The organism is Paraburkholderia sp. Ac-20342 (genome assembly GCF_017104985.1).
Taxonomy (GTDB): domain Bacteria; phylum Pseudomonadota; class Gammaproteobacteria; order Burkholderiales; family Burkholderiaceae; genus Paraburkholderia.
In genome coordinates this window covers 50,335-73,021 of record NZ_JAAGPQ010000004.1, presented here as the reverse complement: position 1 = coordinate 73,021, position 22,687 = coordinate 50,335, and the positions used below count along the sequence as shown (strand labels likewise).

Sequence of the window (22,687 nt, the reverse complement as noted above, 5' to 3'; positions counted from 1 at the left end):
GCGAAACGGCCCGTTACGCCGCGTGCCGCTTGACCCAGGCGACGTAGCGGTCGACGAAGGTTTGCAGGAACTTGCGCGTGCCGTCGTTCACGATCTCTCCTTTTTCGTTGATGACCGACAGATCGTGCTTGATGAAGACTTCGGGCTGGGCAAGCGTGGCGACGTCGAGGTAGGCGAGCACGTTGCGCAGATGCTGCTGCGCGAGCGCCGTGCCGGTTGCGCCAAGCGACGTGCCGATAATCGCGCCGGGCTTGTTGCCCCACGAGTTCGTGCCCCACGGGCGCGAACCCCAGTCGAGCGCGTTCTTCAGCACGCCCGGCATCGAGCGGTTGTATTCGGGCGTCACGAACAGCAGGCCGTTCGTGGCCTCGACCCGTTCCTTGAGCTTTTTACCGGCTTCGGGATAGTCGGCATCGTAGTCCTGGCAGTAGAGGGGCAAGGAGCCGATATCGATGAACTCGAAGGTGAAATCGGATGGAGCAAGGGAAATGACCGCTTGGGCCAACTGGCGATTGAACGAATCCCGCCGCAGACTGCCAACGACAACTGCAATGTGATAAGCCATGGTTCGCTTCCTCGGGTAAGGCGCTCGACGCGCAAAGAGTACGAGGTGTTCATCATAGGCAAAAGCCGCGCGAGTGGCGACGCGGGGCGACAAATTGGCGGAGCGGGACAGGCCGGAAGGCGGCTACGGAGATCGTGCCGGTGGATAACGATTTATCCCTGAAAGTTATCCACAAATTCACTGAATAACCTTGTGGATAACTGAGACTTTTGCCTTGTCAATCAAGCCCGCCCCCGGGCCGGGACGATTTGAGGCAAAGCGATGCAATACATTTATCGAGGACCGAACCGGGTCGATGTCCTGTCCGGCCCTGCGCGTGCTTCGATCAGTTGCCGAAGAACACGTTGCAGTACGACGGGGGGCCGTTGCACGCGGCCGGAGCGGCAGCGTAAGCCACGCCGGAAGCAGCGGCAAACAGGGCGGCGGAAGCGATCAGGGCGGAAAGAATGCGTTTCATGGCAAAGGTCCTCGTCAGCGTGTGGTTTGCGATCTCGGGTGATCGTTGGCGTGAAGCATAGCGAGCCGCTCACTGCCCACAAACAGCGAAGATGGGAAGATATTTTCTTATAAAATGAAATAATCGGCATTGCCCCTCTGTGTCAATTCGGTGGCAGAACGGCGCATGCCTGTTTGCCGTGCTGCCGATTGACCACCGTTTCGCCCCACGACTTTAATTTCATTTTTCGAAATAATCTCTTGCCGTTGTCATAAGCTGCCGCGTCGCGCGACCAAGCTATCTGGCGATCGCAGACCGGAGATCTATGTTCAATACCGATTCGCTTGCGCAGGAGCGTGAGGGAGAATGGCGCACGCATCCGCAGACAGCGCAAGGACGATCATCCGCTCATGAATCGCGAAGTCTCAGAAGAACAGGCGCGGCAGTCCGTGCATCGAAGGAGCGCGACATGACGCAGCCACGTGGCGCGGCGCTCGACGATCCCGTCTATCTCGCGCAACTGCGGCGCGATCTCGTGCGCTTCGCGCGCCTGCAATTGCGCGACGCCGCGGCCGCCGAAGATGCCGTGCAGGAAGCCCTGACCGCCGCATGGACCCAGGCCGAGCGCTTCGCCGCGCAATCGGAACACAAGACGTGGGTGTTCGGCATCCTGCGCCACAAGCTCGTCGACACGCTGCGCGCGCGGCGGCGCACGATCAATCTGTCGGCGCTCGAAACCGAACTCGACGGCGAGGCGCTGCTCGATCGCGAGCTGTTCAAGGACAACGGCCACTGGTCGAGCGAGACGAAACCGCGCCCGTGGCCGACGCCCGAAACCGCGTTGCGCCAGCAGCAGTTCTGGACCCTCTTCGAGATGTGCCTCGATCATCTGCCTGAGCACATTGGGCGCGTATTCATGATGCGCGAGTTTCTCGACCTCGATATCGCGGCCATCTGCACCGAATTGCAGATCAACGCGAATCATTGCAGCGTGCTGATCTATCGGGCGCGCTTACGGCTGCGCACGTGTCTGAGCGAAAAGGGCTTATCGAGCGAGGATGCCAATGGGGAAGTGTAAGAACATCACGCGGCTGCTATCCGACGCGCTCGACCGGTCGCTGACAAGCGGCGAGTGGCTCGCGATCCGCCTGCATCTGCCGACGTGCAGCGGCTGCCGTAACTATCGCAAGCAGATACGGTTGTTGCGAGCGGCCGCGCACACGGTCAGCGGAATCGAGTCGGCGGATGCGGCGGGGAATGACGAGCGGTGAAATTCAAGCGATGGGATGCAGAGGCTCTGGACGGAGCGCTGAGGGCGTAGCAAGGCTTGGACGCCTGGCACGGCGCCTGTGCCTCGATGTGCCATTCGCTGTCCGCTGTTCGCTTGCTTCGGTGTTGGCGGCGCCAGCGATCAACGCTCGGCCGGTGGCGTGTCGCGATAGCGTTCGAAAAAACGCGCATGCGACGCTTCATCGATAAGGACGGGATTGGCTTCGGTCCGTGCCAGATGTTTCGCGAGCTGCGCACGGGTGCGAATCGGCCGAGGCGCGAAATTGCCGCCGCAATTCGCGGCAGACGTTGCGCAGTCGCGTCAGCGCACAGACCTCGCAGAACGTGCATTCGTACGTGCAGATCATCGCAGCGGGCGCGTTCGGCGGCAGCGACTTGCCGCAACCTTCGCAGGACGGTCTCAGCTCGAGCCTATCGGCGGCTCCGCTTCAGGAACGCGAGGCGCGGGGGCGTCTCGCTCTCCGGTCAGTGTAAGCGGCCGGCCGCTCGCGGCGGAAGGAGCGGTGCGGGAGCGCCGGCCTACCGTGCGTGCATACGTCGATCGCCGGCAATGACGATACGCCTCGCTCCCGTTGCGTGGCATCGTTACGTCAGCACGTTCCACAACACGAGCGTCAACGCGAGTCCGACGACCGATACGATCGTCTGCAACACCGACCAGACCAGCACCGTCTGTTTCAATTGCAATCCGAAGTATTCGCGGACCATCCAGAAACCCGCGTCGTTGACGTGGCAGAAAAATACCGAGCCCGCACCGATCGCGAGCGCCATCAGCGAATTGTGTGTCGCGCTGAGGCCGGCCACGACCGGCGCGACGATGCCGGCCGTGGTCGTCGTGGCGACCGTTGCCGAACCGGTGGCCTGACGCAGCGCGACCGCGATGAGCCAGGCGAGCAGAAGCAGCGGCATATGCGAGCCGAGCGCGATCTTGCCGATCGTCGTGCTGATACCCGCGACGACGAGCGCCTGCTTCAAGCCGCCGCCCGCGCCGATGGTCAGCAGCAGCGCGGCGATCGGCGGCAGGCTTTTGCGCAGAATGCCGCCGACGCGCTCGCGCGCCATGCCACGCGACCAGCCGAGCGCGACCACCGCGAACAATACGGTGAGGCCAAGCGCGACCAACGGTTCGCCGAGAAAATTCAGCGCATCGAAGAGGAATGTTTCGGGCTGCAGCAGCAGCTTCGCGACCGTGCGCCCGAGCATCAACACGACGGGCAGCAGGATCGTAATCAGCGAAATCGCGAAGCTCGGCGGCTCGGTGCCGTTTTCTTGCGCCGTGAAGAGCTTGCCCATTTCTTCAGGCTCGCCGACCTGTATCCGCTTGGATAACCAGACGCCATAGAGCGGCCCCGCGAGAATCACGGCCGGAATCGCGACGATCAAACCAAGCCCGAGCGTGAGGCCGAGGTCGGCGTGCAGCGCGCTCACCGCGATCAGCGGACCCGGATGCGGCGGCAGCAACGCGTGCAGCGTCGTCATGCCGGCGAGCGCGGGAATCGCGATGCGCAGGATCGGCTGCTGCGAGCGGCGCGCCATCACGAAGATGATCGGCACCATCATCACGAGGCCGACTTCGAAGAAGAGCGGCAAGCCGATCAGCAATGCGACGACGGCCATCATCCACGGAAGCGTGCGTGGCGTCGAATGTTTGAGGATGGTCGACACGAGTCGGTCGGCCGCGCCCGATTCGGCCATCAGCGCGCCGAGCATCGCCCCGAGCGCGATGATGATGCCGACATCGCCGAGCAACGCACCCGCGCCTTTGCTGAAGGCGCTCGCCACCGCTTCGAGCGGCAGACCGGCCGCAAAGCCCGCCGCGAACGTGCCGACGAGGATCGACAGGAACGGCGCGAGCTTGAGCACGCTGATGAAGACGATGATCAATGCGAGCCCGAGCACGCACGACAGGATGAGCTGCGTATCGTGGGCAGCCCACGGGGTGAGTGTTGTTATCGGATGCACGGAGGTCCTTTTTCGATTGGTTGATGCGGACGTGGTTTTGCGTGATTGCCCGGCGGCGTTGGGGGTTCACGCTTTCAGACGTTTGGGCGACTGGCCGATTGTAGCGGCGGGGAACGACAGGCTGCAGTGTGGTGGGCTTGGGCTTGCGTCGTGCGATGTGACGGGTACACATGGCAATGCTTCGCTGCGACCGCGTGATTTGCTTATGCGAATTTATCGGTTCGTCCAGGCGGACAGACGAATTATCGTCGGAGCCAATCGGGCCATTTTGCGTCCGTCTTTTTTACGAGCATGTTCATGTCCCGTCATTCGCCGCTCACGCGCCGCGCGTTTCTGACCAGCGTAGGGGCTTCACTGGCCGCCGCCGCGTTGCCTATCGTCTCCACGTCCGTGTTTGCCGCCGATGCGCACGTAAAGGAATTTCGCATCGGCTATCAGAAAGCAGCGAGCACCCTCGTGCTGCTCAAGGCGCACGGTACGCTCGAAAAACGGCTTGCGCCGCTCGGCATCGGCGTCAAATGGACCGAGTTTCCGGCCGGCCCGCAGTTGCTCGAAGGACTCAATGTCGGCGCAATCGACTTCGGCTACGTGGGCGAGGCGCCGCCCATCTTCGCGCAGGCAGCGGGCGCGAACTTCGTCTACACCGCGTATGAAATTCCGACGCCGCACGCCGAAGGCATCCTCGTGCATCCCGATGCGCCGATCAAAACATTGGCCGACCTGAAGGGAAAGAAAATCGCGCTGAACAAAGGCTCCGATGTGCACTGGTTCCTGGTGGCCGCATTGCAGAAGAACGGCGTGAAATTCAACGAGATTCAGCCCGTCTATCTGCCACCCGCTGATGCGCGCGCGGCCTTCGAACGTGGCGCGGTGGATGCATGGGCGATCTGGGACCCGTTCCTCGAAGCCGCGAAGCGACAGTCGAATGCGCGCCTGCTCGCGGATGCCGAAGGCATCGTGAGCCACCATCAGTTTTTCTTGAGCGCTCGGCCGTTTGCGCAACAGAACGGCGACGTGCTCGCCATCGCGATGGACGAAGTCGGCAAGGAAGGGGAGTGGGTGCGAGGGCACTATAGCGAGGCCGCGGCGCAACTCGCGCCGATTCAGGGGCTCGACGCGAGCGTGATCGAATCAGGCCTGCGCCACTACGCGCATATCTACAAACCTGTCGATCCCAACGTGCTTGCGGAACAACAACGTATTGCAGATACGTTCAGCGAACTGCGCCTGATCCCGATGAAGATCGTCACCAGAGACGCAGCGCTGGCAAGCAACGCCTAGCGTCGGCGCGTGAGCTTGCGCCACGCGCATCCTTGACGTCAGTACTCGCCCATTTGCTCAGGCGAAGAGTGCGGCGACGTTTTCAGGCGGGCGGCCGATCACGGCACGCCCGTTTCGCACGACGATCGGACGTTGCAGCAGGATCGGATGCTGCGCCAATGCGTCATACAACTGCGCGTCGCTCAGCGACGGATCGGCGAGATTGAGTTCTTTGTATTCGGCTTCGGTGTCACGAATCATTTCGCGGACCGGACAGCCGAGTTGTGCATTGATCTGTTTGAGTTCGGCGACGGTAAGCGGTTGTTTCAAGTATTCGACGATCTCGGTTGCTTCGTTCGCGCTGTTGTAGGTACTCGTGATCAGTTCACAGGCGGCGCGCGATTTGGAGCAACGGGGGTTGTGGTAGATGGTGATCATTGAGATTGAGCGGTTCGGTTTGGGTTTGCGTTCCAGGGTCTGGCGACGAGGTAGTAAAAGGGATTTTAGCGGGTGGGGGGCGGTTGGGTGTTGAGCTTGGCGGGGTCGCCTGTTGAGCCGTGGTTGGATGACGGCTGCGGGGCACGTGGTTTATCAGCTCCCGAGTTTATGCGCATAAACCGGCCCTCGCTTCGGCTAGCGGCGAGGTCGAGAATTGAATTCTGGTTTCCCTGGAGAAATTCACGCGGGGCTAGTGATTCAGGTAAAGGGCTCTCGCGAAGATCGGCGTAGGCAACCTTCCGCCAAACCCCAAAGCCGTTTGCTCCGCCGCCTGATGCGCCATCGGCGCCTCGTAGCGTTGCCCTCTTCGATAGACATCAATCCTTGCCGGGATGACCCGGACTTTATGCGCATAAAGTCCCGCAGGCGCGTCGCACGCCGCAGGCGGAAATCAACGGCACATGTCTCAGTAGCTGCCGACGCAAAGCCAAACCTCTTTGTCCCAAGACCACACACTCAAAGCAGCTCGCCCCTCTCTCAATACTTCATTCCCCGATTGCGCCCACGACGAGAAAACCTCTCGCGCCTTCTCTCCATCACCGCGAGCCGGTCATCGCATCACCTCTCGCGAGCGCTCCTGTCATCTTTATGCGCATAAACGTCTGCCGAACGGCTAATTTTCATTTCTATTTACTCAAGTCATTTGAAATAGGAAATCAACCAGGTAAAATCCAACTGCGTCTAAAAAGAGGAGGTGAAATTTGGCTGCAGAAATCATCGCGGTAACACAGCAGAAGGGTGGCGTCGGGAAAAGCACAATCGCGATGCATCTCGGCGCTGCGTTTCACGAGAAAGGTAAACGCGTTCTCGTCGTCGACGCAGATGGCCAAAACACGCTGATCCACTGGGCCAGCGCTTCCTCTGACGGCGACGTCGGCATCCCATTCCCTGTCGTCAATCTCTCTGAGGCGGGCAGTCAGATCCACCGCGAGATCAAGAAATTCGTGGCTGACTACGACATCATCGTCGTCGACTGCCCGCCTTCCATCACCGAAAAAGTCTCCGGCGTCGTACTGCTTGCGGCGAGCGTGGCAGTCATCCCGACGTCGTCATCGCCCGCCGATTACTGGTCGAGCATCGGCCTCGTCAAGCTGGTTCAGCAAGCCCAAGTCATGAACGAAGACCTGCGCGCCGTCTTCCTGCTCAACAAGACGGAAGAGAAGCGGATGCTGACGCGCGAACTGAAACGCGCGCTCGAAGAACTCGGCTTCCCTTTGTTGAAGACCCAGATTCCAACGCGCGAAGCCTACAAACAGGCCATGGCGCTAGGGCAGACGGTGCTGCAGATGACCGACCGCGGCGCCAAACTCGCCGCTATCGAAGTCAGGGCGTGCGCGAATGAGATCGCCGCCCTGCTCCCCTGAATTTATGCGCATAAAGGAGCCTGAATGAAACCGTCCCAATTCGCCAAAGGCTTTCAAGCACGTCCTGACACGACCAGCAGCGAAAAGCGCACCGCGCTCGACCGTCTGAACGCGATCGACGGTCTGGTCAAAAACGCGCCGCAAAATCCCGCAGCAGCCGGACGCGCGATACCTGCCGTCGTACCGCCAGGCATGCAGGAAATCGATGCCGTCGACACCGCCAACGAATCGGCGGCGTATCGTGCATGGCGGCTCGAGCACGGCTATCGTCCGGGCCAGGTCATCGAGCTTGCGCTCAAGACGATCAAGCCGAGCCCGTTCAATCCAAGGCACTTCTATCTGAAGTCGTCGATCGCCGAGCTCGCCGTCAATCTGGCTAAGCAAGGGCAGCAGCAAGCCATTCACGTCATTCCCGACTACGACAATCCCGGCACCTACTTCGTCAGCGACGGCGGCCGGCGCGTACGCGCCTTGAAGGAAGCGAACAAGGAATCGGTGAAGGCGATCGTCATCGATCTGCCGATCGGCCTGCAGAGCTACAAGCTCGGCTACGACCTCAATGTCCAGCGCGACTCGCAGACCGTGTTCGACAATGCGGTCGTCTGGAAGCGATTTCTCGATGAACGGCATTTCCAGAGCCAGAAGGAGCTTGCCGAACACCTTGGGCTCGATGAATCGACGGTCGCGGTCGCGCTGTCCGTCGCCAAGTTGCCGGAAGCCGTGATGCACGAGATGGTCGCGCGCCCCGACCGCTTCGGCTCGAACATGGCTTACCAGGTGGGCCGCTATCACACGGCGCGCGGCGCGGAAGCCACACTGCGCTTGATCAACCGAATCCTTGCCGACGACCTGAGCACGCGCCAGGTCGCCGACATCGTCCAGGGCAGGGCGACCGCGCAGGAAAGCGCCAAGCCCGCCGGTCGGCAGCGCTACGCGCAACGTCTGGAAATCAAACTGGAAGGGGTATCGGTCGGCGATCTCAAGTCCTACGGGGACGACCGGCTCGAGCTGCGCCTGAAAGGCCTCACGCGCGAGAAACGCGACGACATTCTGCGGCAGATTGAAAAGATGCTGAAGTAAGCGGACGAGGTGGCCACGCAAATGCGCAGCGCCACCCGCCATTCGCGACGGCCGGTTATCGCGCGGCAGACCCCGCTCAGGCCGCGCGCGACTGGCTCAGCGTAAAGGCAAGCAGATCGCCATCGGTCGGCTCGCCCCAGGTTTTGCGCGAAAGCCAGTCGAAGAACGCCGTTTCGACGATCTTCGAATCCAGCCCACGGCGGCGCCAATCGTCGCGCAGGTGCGAACCGAGCCCCGGCAGTTCCTCCTCCTCGAACGACTGCCGCGCCATATCCCGTTCCGCGTCACCCTGTTCGTTGTATAGCTCGTAGGCCTGCTTGCGGCGATACGCCGAATATTCGCCCAGCAGACGCGCCTTGAGGTCGTCGGCCGGCGTCGCGACGGCTTTACCCACGCCGACAGCGGTCGGCAGCGCCTCGACAGGCGGTGCATAGCCTTTTTTCAACGCATCCTTGAACAGCGCGGGCGCGCTGCGCACCGGCGGCAGCGAAGTACTGCGCATGCGCTGCTCGGTCATCTGCAAAGCCGCGCGGATACGATTTTCCTCGCTGTCCGCATAGAGCGTCTGCGCTTCCTTGAGTGGAATGCCGATCTTCACCATGCGATCGACGAGCGTGCTATCAAACACGTTCGGATGTTCGTCGAGCGCGAGCATCGGCTGCTTGCGCTCGGTCACGCGAAACTGGATTTCGGCGACGCGCCGTCCCTCGCGATGCTCGATCAGCTCGACGAAGATGTTCGTGACCGCATTGACCTCGGCGATGGCCGGACGCAGATAATCGCGCTTGAAATACTTGTACTCGCGCTTCGCTTCGTCGCCGGCTTCCGTGTCCGGTGTGCCCGACAGAATCGGACGCCACCATTCCCACGTCTCGCGCATCGTCAGATGACTCGGGTTGGTCAGATAGCGCACGCAGATCTCGTACAGCGCGAGGCCGGCGCTACTGCGCAACTGGCTCTGGAATTGCAGGCTCAGACGCGCGTACTGAACCGGATCGAGCAGCTTCTTCTTGATCTTCGGCGCGAACGAAAACTCGACCCAGACACGTCGGGTGGTCGGATCTTCGAGAATTTCCGCGTCCGCGATCAGCGTCGAAATACCCCATTTACGGCCGGGCTTCTGACTGGACGTGCCGGTGCTCCATTCGACCTGCACCGACACCATACGGCGCAAGTGTTCCTTGACGAGCGCCGTATCGTTCGAATCGAATGCCGAATTCGCGACGATGTCCGACAGCAGCGCGCGGTACGTGTCGCCCGACTCGTCGGCCTGCTGGGCCACCGCGAGCAGCACGTTGAAGAGCTTGCGGGTCAGCAGCGTGATCTTGCCGCTCTTGGGCTGGATCGCGATCGCCTCGACGGCTTTGCGCAACTCAGCCGAACTCGGGCTGACTACATCGGTCTTTTTCGCGCGCTTCGTGGCCATGCGTCGGGGTGAGAAGGGGGAATTTCGCGTGAGCATACCGGCTGGGGTGATACGCGTCTATAGCGTCCCTCTCACCATTGCCGGTGAAGTGAGTTTACGAAGCGCGGCTCACCTCGAACCACTCCCGAAAACCCTCACCTCAGCCGTCTGCCGCCAGGTTCGGGGTGTCCTTGCAGGTCGCGGCGTTTGCCGATCCGGACAGATTCGCAGTCCACGGGAACGGGGAGTTTTTGATCCCGAACTTCCTCACCTCAAAAAATTGCGGATTTTTTTAAGGCTGCGCGTAAACAAGAGGGACTCGGTGGCGTAACGACCGGGTGGCGAAGTCGCCCCTCCGCAGCTTTGTCACCGGCAGGATCGCGTCCAGCGGCGCAGACCCGACGCTTCAATGGCACCGATGCAAAGAAATGCGCTCAGCCCCCTCTCCAATGCTCTGCTCAAGCAGTCGCTTCCCGTTTGTTCGGCGTTGCGCTCGCAACTTCTCCTTTCACCCAAACGGCTCAAAACAATGGCCAAAGTCCATCGTCAACCGTGGGTTTCCTGCCGTTAACTCAGCCTCTCTTCCGCGATATCCCCGAAAAAGCTCACCTCGACGCCACTGAATCACGTGAGGTGATGCACGCTCAAGCCGCGCCAGCACCGACCTGCGCCGAAAAACTCTCCCGAAAAGTCTCACCTTTAGGTATTCCCGAGGGCGACGCGAGGTTGCCACGGAAAGTCCCGAAAAACCTCACCTTTGCCGACGGTCCAAATAATTATCAATGATTTCAGTAGGTTAGAGTAATCCACAAACGTTACCAATCGCCTCGATCTCCCGAAAATTCTCACCTCAAATCACTTTGGGACCTCGAAGGTCTCCCCGCTTACCGGCTCCAATCCTCCTGAAAAACCTCACCCGTGAAATCCAGTCTCCCATGGAGCCGGTGGATCGTAACGGCCATCAGACGGGCATCTCCAGCCGATGAACCCGATTTTTCTCCCGTATTTCCTCACCTTAACGTCCGAAAACCCTCGTAGCACGTCCCGAAAAGCCTCACCTTTAGCGAAATTGTCCGCCTGAGCAGCCTCGCAGATCGAGCCAAACGCTCACGTCCCGAATCCGCTCACCTTTCCGATCCTCGTGGCCACCAGCCAGTCAACGCCGCGGACAAATCTGGATTACAAAATCCGCTCCTGTCCTGTAAAAGCTCACCTTAGGGCTCCGAATGCTCAAAATTGAGGCAAAAACGACCTGCTGGTCCCGTAAAACCTCACCTTCAATCTGCATTTTCTCCCGACTCATCTCACCAATGGGGTTAACAGCCCAAAAACAACCCAGAAAATCAGTGCTCGCAAGACTCCCGAAAGCGCTCACCGTTGGGCCTGCCGGCCCAGGAAGAGCTTTTCGCGTGTGGCCGGGCGATTCACGGCGCCAGGCTCCCGCAAAACCTCACCTTTCGCCAAACCGCCCGTATACGGCGTTTCCTGAACTCGCTCACGTTCTGTCCCGGACCTTCTCACCAGGCTCCCCGAACCCCATCACTCGAGGTTCCCGCAGAATCTCACCACGTCTCCCGCAAAGCTTCACCTTGTCGGCTTGAAACCCCCGCCAGATAAGGGTTTGCCGAGGCGTTAACGTTTTTAACAAGGGTTCAAGGGTGTTTACTTTTATTACTCTCAAGCTTTTCCACCCCGCGAGCTTCCGAAACACCACGTCCTCAACCCTCTCAATCCGCCAACGCTCGTGAAACAGTGCGCGATCATTGAAAAATCAATAAAAGCTCTTTCTTTACAAGAGCTTATTAGCTATTCTTCGTTTTGTTTCACGGAAATAAAACTGTCACGCAGGTTCAGCAGTGCTTTGCTCCCTCAAAAGCACATCTGTTTACCTCAATCCCCTCGTCACGGATAAATTGGTAGCAAACGCTACGTAAATTGTTATGATTCATCCAATTCGAGCAACATCGAGGTTGATATGAATCTGGATCAGGAACGGCAAACCATTCGAGACGAGCTTGAAGCCATGCGTGCCCAAGGCATGCGCCGGCAGGATCTTTCACTGCACGCCTGCAAGCGGCTCTTTTTCGATCTGGGCATTCGCCCGTCGATGGCTGCGGTTCGCGATCTGACACAAACCGGCAGCGCTAGCGACATTCCAAAAGACATCGATCACTTCTGGGAACGCATCCGCAATGTCTCGCGCGTCAAGGTCGGCGCCGGTGCGATCCCGAAAGCGCTCGAAGAACGTGCCGGCGAACTGCTCGGCGTGCTGTTTGAAGAAGCCGTGGCCGAGGCAAAAGCGGCACTCGATAGCGAACGCGAAGAAATCCATGTGCAAATCGGCGCTGCCGATCTGCGTACCCGCGACGCGGAAATTCGCCGTGACGCAGCCGATGAGGCCGTCAAACGCAGCGAAATGCGAGCCGAAGCCGCTTGGGAACGTGTCCGGGTGCTAGAAACCGAGCTATCGAGCGCGACCACGCACGGCAATATCCATCTCGAGGGATTGCAAGCGACCACGCGACGACTCGACCAGGAAAACGAGACGCTCCGCCAGCGTCTCGAAACCGAGCAAGCGACGAACGCAACGCTGCGCGACCGGATCGACGCACTACACGTCGAATTGCGGCAAAGCACCGAACACTATGCGCAGCAGATCAAGGACGCGGTTGCCGAGGCCGAGCGACGCGTCAAGCCGATGCTGGTCGAGCTCGATTCGCTGCGCAGCATGGCCGCGACCTATCAATCCGGTGTGCGCGACGCGAGCCGCAAGGAATTCGAGTTCATTCAGCAGATTGCCGCGGCCAGGGCTCGTGGGGACCGGCTCGACGCGCAATTGCGCGAACAGTCGGATGAGGTGGACACGTTGACCAGGGAAGTCGCGATGCTGCGCGGCCAGCAAGGTATCGACCCGGCGATCGCCGCCCTGCTTTGCTCGCTGGTCAACGCCGGCCGGCTCACGAACGAAGAGTTGAGCATGATCGGCACTGCGGCGGACGGTCACGTGACGTTGCCTGCGCGCTGCCCGAAATGCGAGGAAGGTGAGCCGGAGTTGTCGCAGGTCGATCACCGTTTCGAGCTGCTTTGCCCAGAGTGTGAGCATTCCTCGGGCCTCGGCGAATCAAGGCTGGCGGCGGTTAGCCAGTTTCTGTCAGACGCTGCGGCCGCACAGTCCACGCGAGCTGTCGATATCGTGCGATAGCGGATAAAGCGCTAAAGGTGAGGAAATCCGGGAGTCAAGAGGTGAGGACTTTCAGGGCGGGTTTTCTCCCGTTGTATTCGTCAAACGCCCGTCACGCCGAGGTGTCGACAAAGGCGCCGCTGCTGGATCCGGCACATTGGCGGCCGGCGAATCCTGCTGATCCATCCACGTTTGCCACGCGCGATACAGCCGGTTGGCGGACACTGCCTGCACGAAGCCGAGCCACTGACCGACCTGTTCGGCCTCGACCCCGCTTTCGAACAGGTCCGCCGCAAATGTGTTGCGCAAAGTCTGTGGACTCGCGCGCGACGTTCTCGATCCGGCGATTCCCGCAGCATCGACCAGCGCATCGACGGCGCGCAGCATCGTGGCTTTGTGCATCGGCCGCCCGGACGGCGCTGCGGGAAACACGAGATTGCCGGCCAGTTCCGTCAGACGTCGTTCGGCGAGCCACGCGTCGAGAATGGCCGTTGCGAATGGCGCAAGCCGTGTACGTCGCGTCAGCATTGGATTGGCCGACTCGATCGTGACCCACGGCGAACCCGCATTGACGCAACTAACCGTTAGGGACGCTGCCTCGCCGGTCTTCAGTCCTCCGCCGAGAAACACGGCAATCAAGGCACGATCACGCCGTTCTCTCCAGCGTTGCGCCGCCGATAAATCCGGCAATGGTGCAAACAGTTGCGCGATCAAGGCGGTTCGCTCGGCATGTGTGAGAAAGCCGGTCGGGTCGTTATCGCGTGCATTGCGCCACGCAGCTTCGCCGTCCTGAGCAATAAAGCGAGCCGGGTTGGTCGAGGCGGATTCGATCTCGCGAACGTGATCGAGTACGCGCTCGATCAGCCTTAAATAGCGGACTCGTTGCGTTTTCCGTATTTCGAGTCCAGCGACAAATTCGGCGATCGCGTGCGAGTCGACCGTGGCCAGGCTTTTTTGCTGCGTACCGAGCCAGTCGAGAAACTGTCCCCACTGCGCCTGATAGACCAACGCGGAAGAACGTCTGAAATGCTGCTTCGCTAGCCATGCGTCGAAAGCGATCTGAGGATCGCGACGCCAGTCTTCGCGCTGCTGATCGAAGAGATCGGTCGAAGGCGCGGGACGTGGGACAGGGTCGGACAGATGAGGAGGTGACATCGGTATTTTTTCCGTTAGTTGCGCCTTTTGCTGTGCCTATTGTAGGCGGCAATGGACACCGGATCGGAACGCAAAACAAAAACCGGAGCGAAAAGCCGAAGAAAATCAACTTGCTGCCGTATCACCCGCCCTAGGCATGCGCGCGTTTCAGTGTCATATCGCGCGGCACCGGTTGCGTGGCGGCGAGACGTGCTGCTTCCCGCGCCGCGTCTTCGTAGGCGTTAACGGCAAACGCAAACACTGCGGGCAGCGCATTGGACGAGCCGAAATCCACGGTGTCATCGGTTTCGGGATAGGGCAGATCGGATGGCCGCTCGAACAGGCCCAGCATCACGGCATCGTGCCGGCTTGCGAAGCCGAGATCGGCCAACGCCTCGGCTTCGATGGCATGCAGCAGACGCCACGTGAGCGGCACCTGTTTGACGATGTAGCGGGCCGCGATATTGCGCACGATATGTTCGAGATCGCGCGCGGCGGTCTGATAACGCAGCGCGGCCAGAGCTTGATCGGTAGGGTTCGCTTTCAGGTTGTTCATTATCGGCTCCAGTCGACAGATAATACTGTACAAACATACAGTATTGAGCGCAACCTCGGCCGAATGGCCTATTTTACCAACGGCCCGTCATCCGCTTGTCACCGGTCGCCCGATCTGCCGCGCACCGGGCGCGCCCCGCCGCTCAACCGTGAATCACGACCAGCAACGCTTTCGCCTCACCCTTGCCGGCATTGCGAATCGCATGCGGTTCGTCCGCGACATAGCGCGCGGTGTCCGCTGCCTTGAGCCGCTTCGTCGTACCGGCCGCCTCGACTTCGATCGATCCGTTCAGCACGGTCAGATGCTCGCGCGTGCCGGGTTCGTGGGCGTTCGACACGAGCGCTCCGCCTGGCTGCAGCGTCAACTCGTACCACTCGAACTTGCCGGCCAGCTCGATCGGCCCCCACACCCGCAATTGATATTTCGCATCATGGCCGCTCAAGGTCGGAATGTCGTGCGCGCCGGAGACCGCGATCGCTTCCGGCGCCTTCGGCGGCGCAAACAGCGAATCGAGGCTCACACCGAGCGCATTGGTGAGCCGCCACGCGACCGCGATCGTCGGATTGGCCTTGTCGCGCTCGATTTCCGACAGCATCGATTTCGACACGCCCGCCGCGCGCGACAAATCGTCGAGCGTCATGCGCCGCTCGGCGCGCAGCCGCTGAATCTGCTCGCCGACGCGCGGCGGTGCAGCATTGACCGGCGCCGCCGTCGTGCCCGCGGCGGACGCTGTTTGGGCCGTTGCCTTGCGCGCGGTGCGGCGGATACCCGAACTTGCCATTTCCTGACCTATCGTTTAGAGTTGTTCGATATACCGGATTTTAGTTCGAAAAAACGAAAATATCCGATAAAGCTGACAGCCGACTATAACAGGCCAGCTCGCTGCTGCACACGCCGTCGATGCGGACTATGCTGATGTCAAGCGCCGACGCTCAGTGCAGCGACTCAGCGCAGCGAGTCAGGTCGTCTCCTTCATCTCTCCGGAGTCTCGTTCATGCGTGACCAATGTGACCAGTACCTTGCCCATCTGCGCGGCACCCTCGCGCAGATCCGCGCCGATGGCTTTTACAAGAGCGAACGCGTGATCGCGAGTCCGCAATCGGCCGACGTGCGTCTTGCCGACGGCACGGACGTGCTGAATTTTTGCGCGAACAATTACCTCGGCCTCGCCGGCGACGCGCGGCTCATCGACGCCGCGAAAGCAGGGCTCGACAAGGACGGCTTCGGTATGGCGTCGGTGCGTTTCATCTGCGGCACGCAGACCGTGCACAAGCAACTCGAGGAAGCGCTCGCCGCGTTCCTGCAAACCGACGACTGCATTCTCTATTCGAGCTGTTTCGACGCGAACGGCGGCCTGTTCGAAACGCTGCTCGACGAAAACGACGCGATCATCAGCGACGAGCTGAATCACGCGAGCATCATCGACGGCGTGCGGCTGTCGAAGGCGAAGCGCTTTCGCTACAGGAACAACGATCTCGCCGATCTCGAAGCGCGCCTGAAGGAAGCCGACGCCGCCGGCGCACGCTTCAAGCTGATCGCGACCGACGGCGTGTTCTCGATGGACGGCATCATCGCGAACCTCGCGGGCATCTGCGATCTCGCGGACCAATACGGCGCGCTCGTGATGGTCGACGACTCGCACGCGGTCGGCTTCATTGGCGAACACGGGCGCGGCACGCCCGAGCATGGCGGAGTGATGGCGCGCGTCGACATCATCACCGGTACGCTCGGCAAGGCGCTCGGCGGCGCATCGGGCGGCTACGTCGCCGCGCGCAAGGAGATCGTCGAATTGCTGCGGCAGCGCTCGCGTCCCTACCTGTTCTCGAACACGCTAACGCCGAGCATCGCTGCCGCTTCGCTGAAAGTGCTCGAACTGCTCGCGAGCGACGAAGGCGCGCGATTGCGCGCACGCGTGCGCGAAAACGGCGCGCATTTCCGCGGCAAGATGAGCGCGCTCGGCTTCACGCTCGTACCGGGCGAACATCCGATCATTCCGGTGATGCTCGGCGACGCGCAACTCGCGGGGAAGATGGCCGACGCGCTGCTGAAGGAAGGCGTCTACGTGATCGGCTTTTCGTTTCCGGTCGTGCCGCGCGGCCGCGCGCGCATTCGCACGCAGATGAGCGCCGCGCATACGCCCGAACAGATCGATCGCGCCGTCGAGGCGTTCGCGCGCGTCGGCCGCGAACTTGGCGTGATCCCGGCCTAGTCGCCGCGCGATTCGAACGGAGACGCAAATGAAAGCATTGGCAAAACTCGAACGCGCACCGGGCCTCACGCTCACGGACGTGAAGAAGCCGGAAGTCGGCCATAACGACGTGATGATTCGCATCACGCGCACCGCGATTTGCGGCACCGACATTCATATCTGGAAGTGGGACGACTGGGCGCAAAAGACGATTCCCGTGCCGATGCACGTCGGCCATGAGTACGTGGGCGAAATCGTCGAGATGGGGCAGGAAGTGCGCGGCTTTGCGATCGGCGATCGCGTGTCGGGAGAAGGGCACATTACGTGCGGCTTCTGCCGCAACTGTCGCGCGGGGCGCCGTCACTTGTGCCGCAATACGGTCGGCGTCGGCGTGAATCGCGAGGGCGCGTTCGCCGAGTATCTGGTGATTCCGGCCTTCAACGCATTCAAGATTCCGCCGGAAATTTCCGACGATCTCGCCGCGATCTTCGATCCGTTCGGCAATGCGACGCACACGGCGCTGTCGTTCAATCTCGTCGGCGAAGACGTGCTGATTACCGGCGCGGGGCCGATCGGCATCATGGCGGTCGCGATTGCGAGGCACGTCGGCGCGCGCAACGTCGTGATTACCGACGTCAACGACTATCGCCTCGAACTCGCGCGCAAGATGGGCGCGACGCGCGCGGTGAACGTGTCGCGCGAATCGCTGCGCGACGTGATGCACGATCTGCATATGACAGAAGGCTTCGACGTCGGCCTCGAAATGTCGGGCGTGCCGAGCGCCTTCACGGGCATGCTCGAAGCGATGAACCACGGCGGCAAGATCGCGTTGCTCGGCATTCCGCCCGCGCAAACTGCGATCGACTGGACCCAGGTGATCTTCAAGGGCCTCGAAATCAAGGGCATTTATGGGCGCGAGATGTTCGAGACCTGGTACAAGATGGTCGCGATGCTGCAAAGCGGCCTCGATCTGTCGCCGATCCTCACGCACCATTTCAAGGTCGACGATTATCAGCAGGCCTTCGCGACGATGCTCTCCGGCGAGAGCGGCAAGGTGATTCTCGACTGGACCGCCGCCTGAGCGAGCACGGCGCAGTTCGATTGACCGACGCCCGCGGCGCTTACGCGCCTGCGGGCGTTTTCACGAATTCGGCCTGAATGCGCACGTGAATGTCGTCGCCGACGGCCGGATACCACGTCGCCAAACCGAACTTCGCGCGGCTGAAATGGCCGTCGGCGGAAAAGCCGAGCGTGTCTTTCTTCGTCAGCGGATCGGGTGCGAAGCCGTTGAACGTGACGTCGAGCGTTACCGGCTGCGTGACGCCGCGTATCGTCAGATTGCCGCTCAGCGTGCCGCGCGCGTCCCCTGTGCGCTCGAAACGCGTGCTCGCGAAGCGAATCTCCGGATAGCGCGATACGTCGAGCATGCTGTCGCTCTTCACCATCCTGTCGAGCAGCGGCACGTTCGTGTCGATGCTCGCGGCGTCGATCGTGACCGATGCCGTGCTGCGTTCGAGGCCGCCCTCGTTCCAGTCGAGTTGCCCCTGCTTGCGATCGAAGCGCATCGTAAAGCGCGAGTACTTGAAGTGATCGACGTCGAACGTGATGCTCGTGTGATCCGCGTCGATGTCGTAGCGGCCGACCGGCACGCGCGCTTCGTTCCGGCTGACCGAATGCGTGAGCACCTGCACCGGCGTGCAGGCCATCGCAGTGAGCAGCGTGACGCCGAGCAGCGCCCGCATCCATGCGGTGCGAACAGAAGAGGAGTTCATCGAAGCCGTTCCGGTTGAGCGATCTTCGTCACGATAGCAGCAAGCGCAGCCTGCGCGCGGAAACTCCATAACGATCGCACAGGGTCGGAAAAACTTGACGAAGTAGAATGATCGTTCTACCTTTCGTCCATGACACGCGAAACCCTTAGCGACCCGACACCGACCGGCCAGGCGCGCGAGCGTCTGCTCGATGCGGCCGAAGCGCTGATTTACGCCGGCGGCATCCACGCAACCGGCGTCGACGCGATCGTGCGGCAATCCGGCACCGCGCGCAAAAGCTTCTACACGCATTTCGAATCGAAAGATGCGCTCGTGGCGGCTGCGCTCGAACGGCGCGACGAACGCTGGATGAACTGGTTTATCGCCGGCACGCAGCGGCGCGGCAAGACTGCGCGCAAACGCCTGCTCGGCATGTTCGACGTGCTGCGCGAATGGTTTGCTTCGGCAGATTTTCATGGCTGCGCGTTTCTGAACGCGGCCGGCGAGATCGCTTCCGCCGACGACCCGATCCGGATCGTCGCGCGCCAACACAAGGAGCGTCTGCTCGATTTCGTGCGGACCGAGTGCGCGGCGTTCTCGGCGGAATCGGCTATGGATACGCGCCGCGTTGCGCGTCTCGCGAGGCAGTGGCTCGTTCTGCTCGACGGCGCGATCGCGGTCGCGCTCGTGAGCGGCGAGGCAGACGCCGCGCTCGATGCGCAGACGGCCGCGAAAACCTTGCTCGATGCGCAAGCGGGTTTTGCCGCGAAGCCGGCGGCGAACACAGCAGTGAAATCGGAAGCAAAGCCGCCAGCAAAGCCGGCCGCGAAATCAGCACACGCTCCCCCAACCCAACGACCGCCATCCCGGCGCACCGCTACCTGAATGAGGAACCCTCATGGCCGATACGACCGAAACCCGCCCGCCGCTGCCGCCGTTCACGCGCGACACCGCGATCCAGAAAGTGCGCGCCGCGGAAGATGCCTGGAACACCCGCGAGCCCGAACGCGTCTCGCTGGCCTATACGACGGATAGCATCTGGCGCAACCGCGCCGAGTTCGTTCACGGGCGCGCGGAGATCGTCGGCTTTCTGCGCCGCAAGTGGGAGCGCGAACTCGACTATCGCCTGATCAAGGAGCTGTGGGCGTTCACCGACAATCGCATTGCGGTGCGCTTCGCGTATGAATGGCACGACGATTCGAACAACTGGTTTCGCTCGTATGGCAACGAGAACTGGGCGTTCAACGAGCATGGCCTGATGGCGCGTCGCCATGCGAGCATCAACGATCTGCCGATTCGCGAGGCCGATCGCCTGTATCGCTGGCCGCTCGGGCGCCGTCCCGACGATCATCCGGGCCTGTCGGACCTCGGTCTGTAAGCATCTCGCCAGCGTTCATCGCCGACGGCGCGTTCGCCACGCGCCGCGGATTCACCGCTTTGCCATCGGTTCTCCGTTATCGTTGCGGTTTTGGCTGCGGGCGCGTGCTGTGCCCGGCAGTCGAGCAGGTCCTCAAACAGGTCCTCAACATCGCCCGCGCGGGTTGAGGTACAGTGCGCGACGGGCGGCAAACAGACCGTCGGAACATCGATGACCCCGGCGCTCGACCGGTGGCGGAGAAGACATGCACTTTCGGCAGATGAACAAAAATATCCGGCGTATCGCCGTGGCACTCGTGACGAGCCTGGCGGCGGCCACCGCCGCGCATGCGAGCAGCTGGTGTGAGGGGGGCATATGGGCCGACGCGATGCTCGGCTCGTATCACATCGATCCCGATCCCGGCACCGATTTCGAACAGTTCAACCCCGGCCTCGGCGTCGAATGCTGGCTGAACAACCAGTGGGCGCTGACGATAGGCGGCTTTCGCAACTCGCTGCGCCGGCCGTCCTACTATGGCGGCGGCGTCTGGGCGCCCGAGTTCGCGCACTGGGGCATCGTGCGGCTCGCGGCGATCGGCGGGATCATCTCGGGCTACAACTACGGCAACTGGGGGCTCGGCCGCAATCACACGATCGGGCCGGTGGTCGCGCCGATCGTGATGGTCGAATACAAGCGCGTCGGCGCGAACTTCATCGTGGTGCCGCCGATCCCTTCGGACCATCTACCGTTTACGATTGGATTTCAGGTGAAGTTCAAGTTTTGAGCGGGAGATAACCGGAACGTGTTCCGGTTATCCGCGGGCGCAGCCAGCCATTGGCAAAGGTGAGGTTTTTCGGGAGCGTGACGTAAGCTGGACGGCGAGCCAAGGGGTCAATGGCCCGACAACCTGCTTTCCGGTGTGGATGCAACTCCTGGAAATCCTCACCATTCTGAAAAATGCGCTCGGTTCGGTATCGCCATCTCCTGGAATTCCTCACCATCCTGGAAGAACTCACCTTGAGCGGCGAGTTCACCCATCCCCTGGAAATCCTCACCATTCGCGACTCAGGCGCGCCGGTCCACTTCGACTCGCGTTACTCGGAATAATCCTCGGGATTCTCCCGCCCCGCACTCTGATAGAGCACCATCACGAGAGGAATGCCGGGTTCCGCCGTCGCATCCGTACGATACCCCGTCACTTCGCCGGCGACCCCGCTCGTATACTCCGCGACCACTTCGCCGAACGTGTTGCGCTGGATCGCCACCTTCTGCCCGGCCGTGACCTTCTCGTTCAGCTTGACCAGCAGTTCGACGAAGCCGCCGTGCGTCGTGAGGACCGTGTGCGCGCTATTGCCGACGAAGATGCCGACGTCGCGGCCGGTCTTCCCGATCGGGCCTGGCACGACGCCATAGCGCTTGAGCACGTTCATCGTGCCTTCGACAAACTGCGGAATCATGTTGAGGTCGATGATGCGCGCGGCGCCGATCTCCGGCGTGATCGCGGGAATGCCCACGTCGATCAGCGCGTTCGCAAGCAGCGTGGGATACGCGGGGTTGTCGAAGATCTGCGTGATCGGAAACAGCTCGGCCATCGCGCGCGCTTCCGGCAACTCCATCCGCGCGAGATTGAACGAGGTCAGGTCCATACCGGTCGTGCCGGTGTGAAAGTCGATCGCGTAGTCGGCGTTCGGCCGCAGCAGGCGGTTGAATAGCAGTCCCGCGTGCCGGCTCGGCGCACTCGCGCCATTCTCGTTGCCCGGCCATTCGCGGTTGATGTCGATGAGGTCGAGACCGCGCCCCGAGTTCGGCCATCTGCGTTCCATCGCTTCGAGCGCGGGGCGCGACACGTCCAGCACCGCGAGCACCGTGCCCGACATCTGGGCCGGATCGAGCTGGCTCACGACGCTTTGTATCGTATGCACGGGGCTGATCTCATCGCCATGCACGCCGCTCACGAGCGCCACGCGCTTGCCCGGTTTCGCGCCGCGCACGACGATTACCGACACGTACCAGTGCTGGCCCGTCGGCATCTGCACGCCCTGAAAATAGAACATATGCTTCGCGCCGCTCGGCAGGTCGTTGACGTCGAGCGAACTGATGACCTTCTTGCCGTCTATCACGTCGCCGGTGTAGACCGTGCCCCGGTGCGCGCCCGTCCCGGCGGCCGGCGCATTCGCGTTCTGCGCGTACGCGGTGCCGGCCTGCGCGACGAGCGCGGACGATGCGCCGACCAGCGCAATGGCCGTCTTCATGAAGTTGCGTCGATCGACACCGTCTTTTGATTCGTTCTGCATGGCGAAGGATCCTTATGTTGTGTGCAGGCGTGGCCTGTTCTGATCGCAACGAATTCAACCGCGCTGATGCTGGCCGTTCTTTTCCTCGTGTTCGCGGAAGATCATGACGCCGGCGACACTGATCGCGCTGCAGCCCATCACGTACCATGCGGGCGCATAGAAGCTGCCCGATCAGCGCCATAGACCGAGCACGATGAGTTGTGCGAAACCACCGAAGAGCGTCACGTCCATAGCATAGATGACCCCGAGCGATGTTGCACGTACGTCGGGGCTGAAGGCCCTCAAAATAGGAACAAATGCGGCGGGACTGGAGAGCGTCATTAATCCGACCAGCAATGCGACGATACTGGTGATCAGTTAGGTCGA

Annotated in this window: 22 protein-coding genes and 1 pseudogene; 12 read left to right on the top strand and 11 right to left on the bottom strand. The window is 61.4% G+C overall.

Annotated elements, in window-relative coordinates; all coding sequences use genetic code 11:
- Positions 1 to 13: 13 nt before the first annotated feature.
- Together G3N58_RS02665 and G3N58_RS34460 are read right to left on the bottom strand one after the other, a co-directional pair.
- On the bottom strand, positions 14 to 565 hold the full coding sequence (locus G3N58_RS02665) for an NADPH-dependent FMN reductase (RefSeq protein WP_205998409.1): 552 nt from the start codon (positions 563 to 565) through the stop codon (positions 14 to 16).
- 325 nt (positions 566 to 890) lie between these two features.
- Complete coding sequence (locus G3N58_RS34460; RefSeq protein ID WP_275692053.1) at positions 891 to 1,022, bottom strand: hypothetical protein; 132 nt, start codon at positions 1,020 to 1,022, stop codon at positions 891 to 893.
- Positions 1,023 to 1,470: 448 nt separating this feature from the next.
- Between G3N58_RS34460 and G3N58_RS02660 the strand changes: the two genes are divergently transcribed.
- Both G3N58_RS02660 and G3N58_RS02655 read left to right on the top strand, forming a co-directional pair.
- Positions 1,471 to 2,079 carry an RNA polymerase factor sigma-70 gene (locus tag G3N58_RS02660; RefSeq protein WP_205988986.1) on the top strand — a complete coding sequence of 203 codons (609 nt, stop codon included), beginning with the start codon at positions 1,471 to 1,473 and terminating at the stop codon, positions 2,077 to 2,079.
- Positions 2,066 to 2,272 carry a zf-HC2 domain-containing protein gene (locus tag G3N58_RS02655; RefSeq protein WP_167038913.1) on the top strand — a complete coding sequence of 69 codons (207 nt, stop codon included), beginning with the start codon at positions 2,066 to 2,068 and terminating at the stop codon, positions 2,270 to 2,272. The genes G3N58_RS02660 and G3N58_RS02655 overlap by 14 nt, the downstream gene beginning before the upstream one ends.
- A 140-nt stretch (positions 2,273 to 2,412) precedes the next feature.
- On the opposite strand, the pseudogene G3N58_RS02650 reads toward G3N58_RS02655, so the two are convergent.
- Positions 2,413 to 2,695: pseudogene (locus G3N58_RS02650) on the bottom strand (DUF1272 domain-containing protein).
- 181 nt (positions 2,696 to 2,876) lie between these two features.
- The gene (locus G3N58_RS02645; protein WP_167038915.1) at positions 2,877 to 4,253 is read right to left on the bottom strand and encodes a gluconate:H+ symporter; all 1,377 of its coding nucleotides are present in this window, start codon (positions 4,251 to 4,253) and stop codon (positions 2,877 to 2,879) included.
- A 297-nt stretch (positions 4,254 to 4,550) separates the two neighbouring features.
- Here G3N58_RS02645 and G3N58_RS02640 point away from each other — a divergent pair, with 297 nt between their 5' ends.
- Positions 4,551 to 5,534: a sulfonate ABC transporter substrate-binding protein gene (locus tag G3N58_RS02640; protein WP_205998408.1), complete on the top strand. Its 984-nt coding sequence runs from the start codon at positions 4,551 to 4,553 to the stop codon at positions 5,532 to 5,534.
- Positions 5,535 to 5,591: 57 nt separating this feature from the next.
- Here the strand turns inward: G3N58_RS02640 and arsC are convergent, their stop codons facing one another.
- On the bottom strand, positions 5,592 to 5,951 hold the full coding sequence (gene arsC, locus G3N58_RS02635) for an arsenate reductase (glutaredoxin) (protein WP_205998407.1): 360 nt from the start codon (positions 5,949 to 5,951) through the stop codon (positions 5,592 to 5,594).
- A gap of 761 nt (positions 5,952 to 6,712) precedes the next feature.
- On the opposite strand from arsC, the gene parA reads away from it, so the two are divergent.
- Both parA and G3N58_RS02625 read left to right on the top strand, forming a co-directional pair.
- Positions 6,713 to 7,375, top strand: coding sequence for a ParA family partition ATPase (gene parA / locus G3N58_RS02630; RefSeq protein WP_167038919.1), 663 nt, complete (start codon positions 6,713 to 6,715; stop codon positions 7,373 to 7,375).
- 24 nt (positions 7,376 to 7,399) lie between these two features.
- Positions 7,400 to 8,455 carry a ParB/RepB/Spo0J family partition protein gene (locus tag G3N58_RS02625; protein WP_167038921.1) on the top strand — a complete coding sequence of 352 codons (1,056 nt, stop codon included), beginning with the start codon at positions 7,400 to 7,402 and terminating at the stop codon, positions 8,453 to 8,455.
- A gap of 76 nt (positions 8,456 to 8,531) precedes the next feature.
- Here the strand turns inward: G3N58_RS02625 and G3N58_RS02620 are convergent, their stop codons facing one another.
- A complete protein-coding gene (locus tag G3N58_RS02620) occupies positions 8,532 to 9,881 on the bottom strand; it encodes a replication initiation protein (protein WP_167038924.1) in 1,350 nt (449 codons plus the stop codon).
- Positions 9,882 to 10,337: 456 nt separating this feature from the next.
- Between G3N58_RS02620 and G3N58_RS02615 the strand changes: the two genes are divergently transcribed.
- Positions 10,338 to 10,646, top strand: a complete 309-nt coding sequence (locus G3N58_RS02615) for a hypothetical protein (RefSeq protein WP_205998406.1) — start codon at positions 10,338 to 10,340, stop codon at positions 10,644 to 10,646.
- 1,189 nt (positions 10,647 to 11,835) lie between these two features.
- Positions 11,836 to 13,062, top strand: coding sequence for a DNA-binding protein (locus G3N58_RS02610; protein ID WP_205998405.1), 1,227 nt, complete (start codon positions 11,836 to 11,838; stop codon positions 13,060 to 13,062).
- Between the two features lie 51 nt (positions 13,063 to 13,113).
- Here G3N58_RS02610 and G3N58_RS02605 read toward each other — a convergent pair whose 3' ends face one another.
- The 3 genes from G3N58_RS02605 to G3N58_RS02595 all read right to left on the bottom strand — a co-directional run bounded on the left by G3N58_RS02605 (position 13,114) and on the right by G3N58_RS02595 (position 15,524).
- Positions 13,114 to 14,196 (bottom strand): tyrosine-type recombinase/integrase, encoded by a 1,083-nt coding sequence (locus G3N58_RS02605; protein ID WP_167284118.1) that lies wholly within the window; start codon positions 14,194 to 14,196, stop codon positions 13,114 to 13,116.
- A gap of 130 nt (positions 14,197 to 14,326) precedes the next feature.
- A complete protein-coding gene (locus tag G3N58_RS02600; protein WP_205998404.1) occupies positions 14,327 to 14,731 on the bottom strand; it encodes a DUF2471 family protein in 405 nt (134 codons plus the stop codon).
- 142 nt (positions 14,732 to 14,873) lie between these two features.
- Complete coding sequence (locus G3N58_RS02595; protein ID WP_205998442.1) at positions 14,874 to 15,524, bottom strand: XRE family transcriptional regulator; 651 nt, start codon at positions 15,522 to 15,524, stop codon at positions 14,874 to 14,876.
- A gap of 201 nt (positions 15,525 to 15,725) precedes the next feature.
- On the opposite strand from G3N58_RS02595, the gene G3N58_RS02590 reads away from it, so the two are divergent.
- Together G3N58_RS02590 and tdh are read left to right on the top strand one after the other, a co-directional pair.
- A complete protein-coding gene (locus tag G3N58_RS02590) occupies positions 15,726 to 16,940 on the top strand; it encodes a glycine C-acetyltransferase (RefSeq protein ID WP_167038935.1) in 1,215 nt (404 codons plus the stop codon).
- Positions 16,941 to 16,968: 28 nt separating this feature from the next.
- Positions 16,969 to 18,000 carry an L-threonine 3-dehydrogenase gene (gene tdh / locus G3N58_RS02585; protein WP_167038937.1) on the top strand — a complete coding sequence of 344 codons (1,032 nt, stop codon included), beginning with the start codon at positions 16,969 to 16,971 and terminating at the stop codon, positions 17,998 to 18,000.
- 40 nt (positions 18,001 to 18,040) lie between these two features.
- Here the strand turns inward: tdh and G3N58_RS02580 are convergent, their stop codons facing one another.
- Complete coding sequence (locus G3N58_RS02580; RefSeq protein WP_205998403.1) at positions 18,041 to 18,691, bottom strand: YceI family protein; 651 nt, start codon at positions 18,689 to 18,691, stop codon at positions 18,041 to 18,043.
- A gap of 129 nt (positions 18,692 to 18,820) precedes the next feature.
- On the opposite strand from G3N58_RS02580, the gene G3N58_RS02575 reads away from it, so the two are divergent.
- The 3 genes from G3N58_RS02575 to G3N58_RS02565 all read left to right on the top strand — a co-directional run bounded on the left by G3N58_RS02575 (position 18,821) and on the right by G3N58_RS02565 (position 20,811).
- Positions 18,821 to 19,555 (top strand): TetR/AcrR family transcriptional regulator, encoded by a 735-nt coding sequence (locus G3N58_RS02575; RefSeq protein ID WP_167038941.1) that lies wholly within the window; start codon positions 18,821 to 18,823, stop codon positions 19,553 to 19,555.
- 13 nt (positions 19,556 to 19,568) lie between these two features.
- On the top strand, positions 19,569 to 20,048 hold the full coding sequence (locus G3N58_RS02570) for a nuclear transport factor 2 family protein (RefSeq protein ID WP_167038943.1): 480 nt from the start codon (positions 19,569 to 19,571) through the stop codon (positions 20,046 to 20,048).
- Between the two features lie 244 nt (positions 20,049 to 20,292).
- A complete protein-coding gene (locus G3N58_RS02565) occupies positions 20,293 to 20,811 on the top strand; it encodes a hypothetical protein (RefSeq protein WP_167038945.1) in 519 nt (172 codons plus the stop codon).
- A 310-nt stretch (positions 20,812 to 21,121) separates the two neighbouring features.
- Here G3N58_RS02565 and G3N58_RS02560 read toward each other — a convergent pair whose 3' ends face one another.
- Positions 21,122 to 22,321, bottom strand: coding sequence for a succinylglutamate desuccinylase/aspartoacylase family protein (locus G3N58_RS02560; RefSeq protein ID WP_205998402.1), 1,200 nt, complete (start codon positions 22,319 to 22,321; stop codon positions 21,122 to 21,124).
- Positions 22,322 to 22,687: the final 366 nt, after the last annotated feature.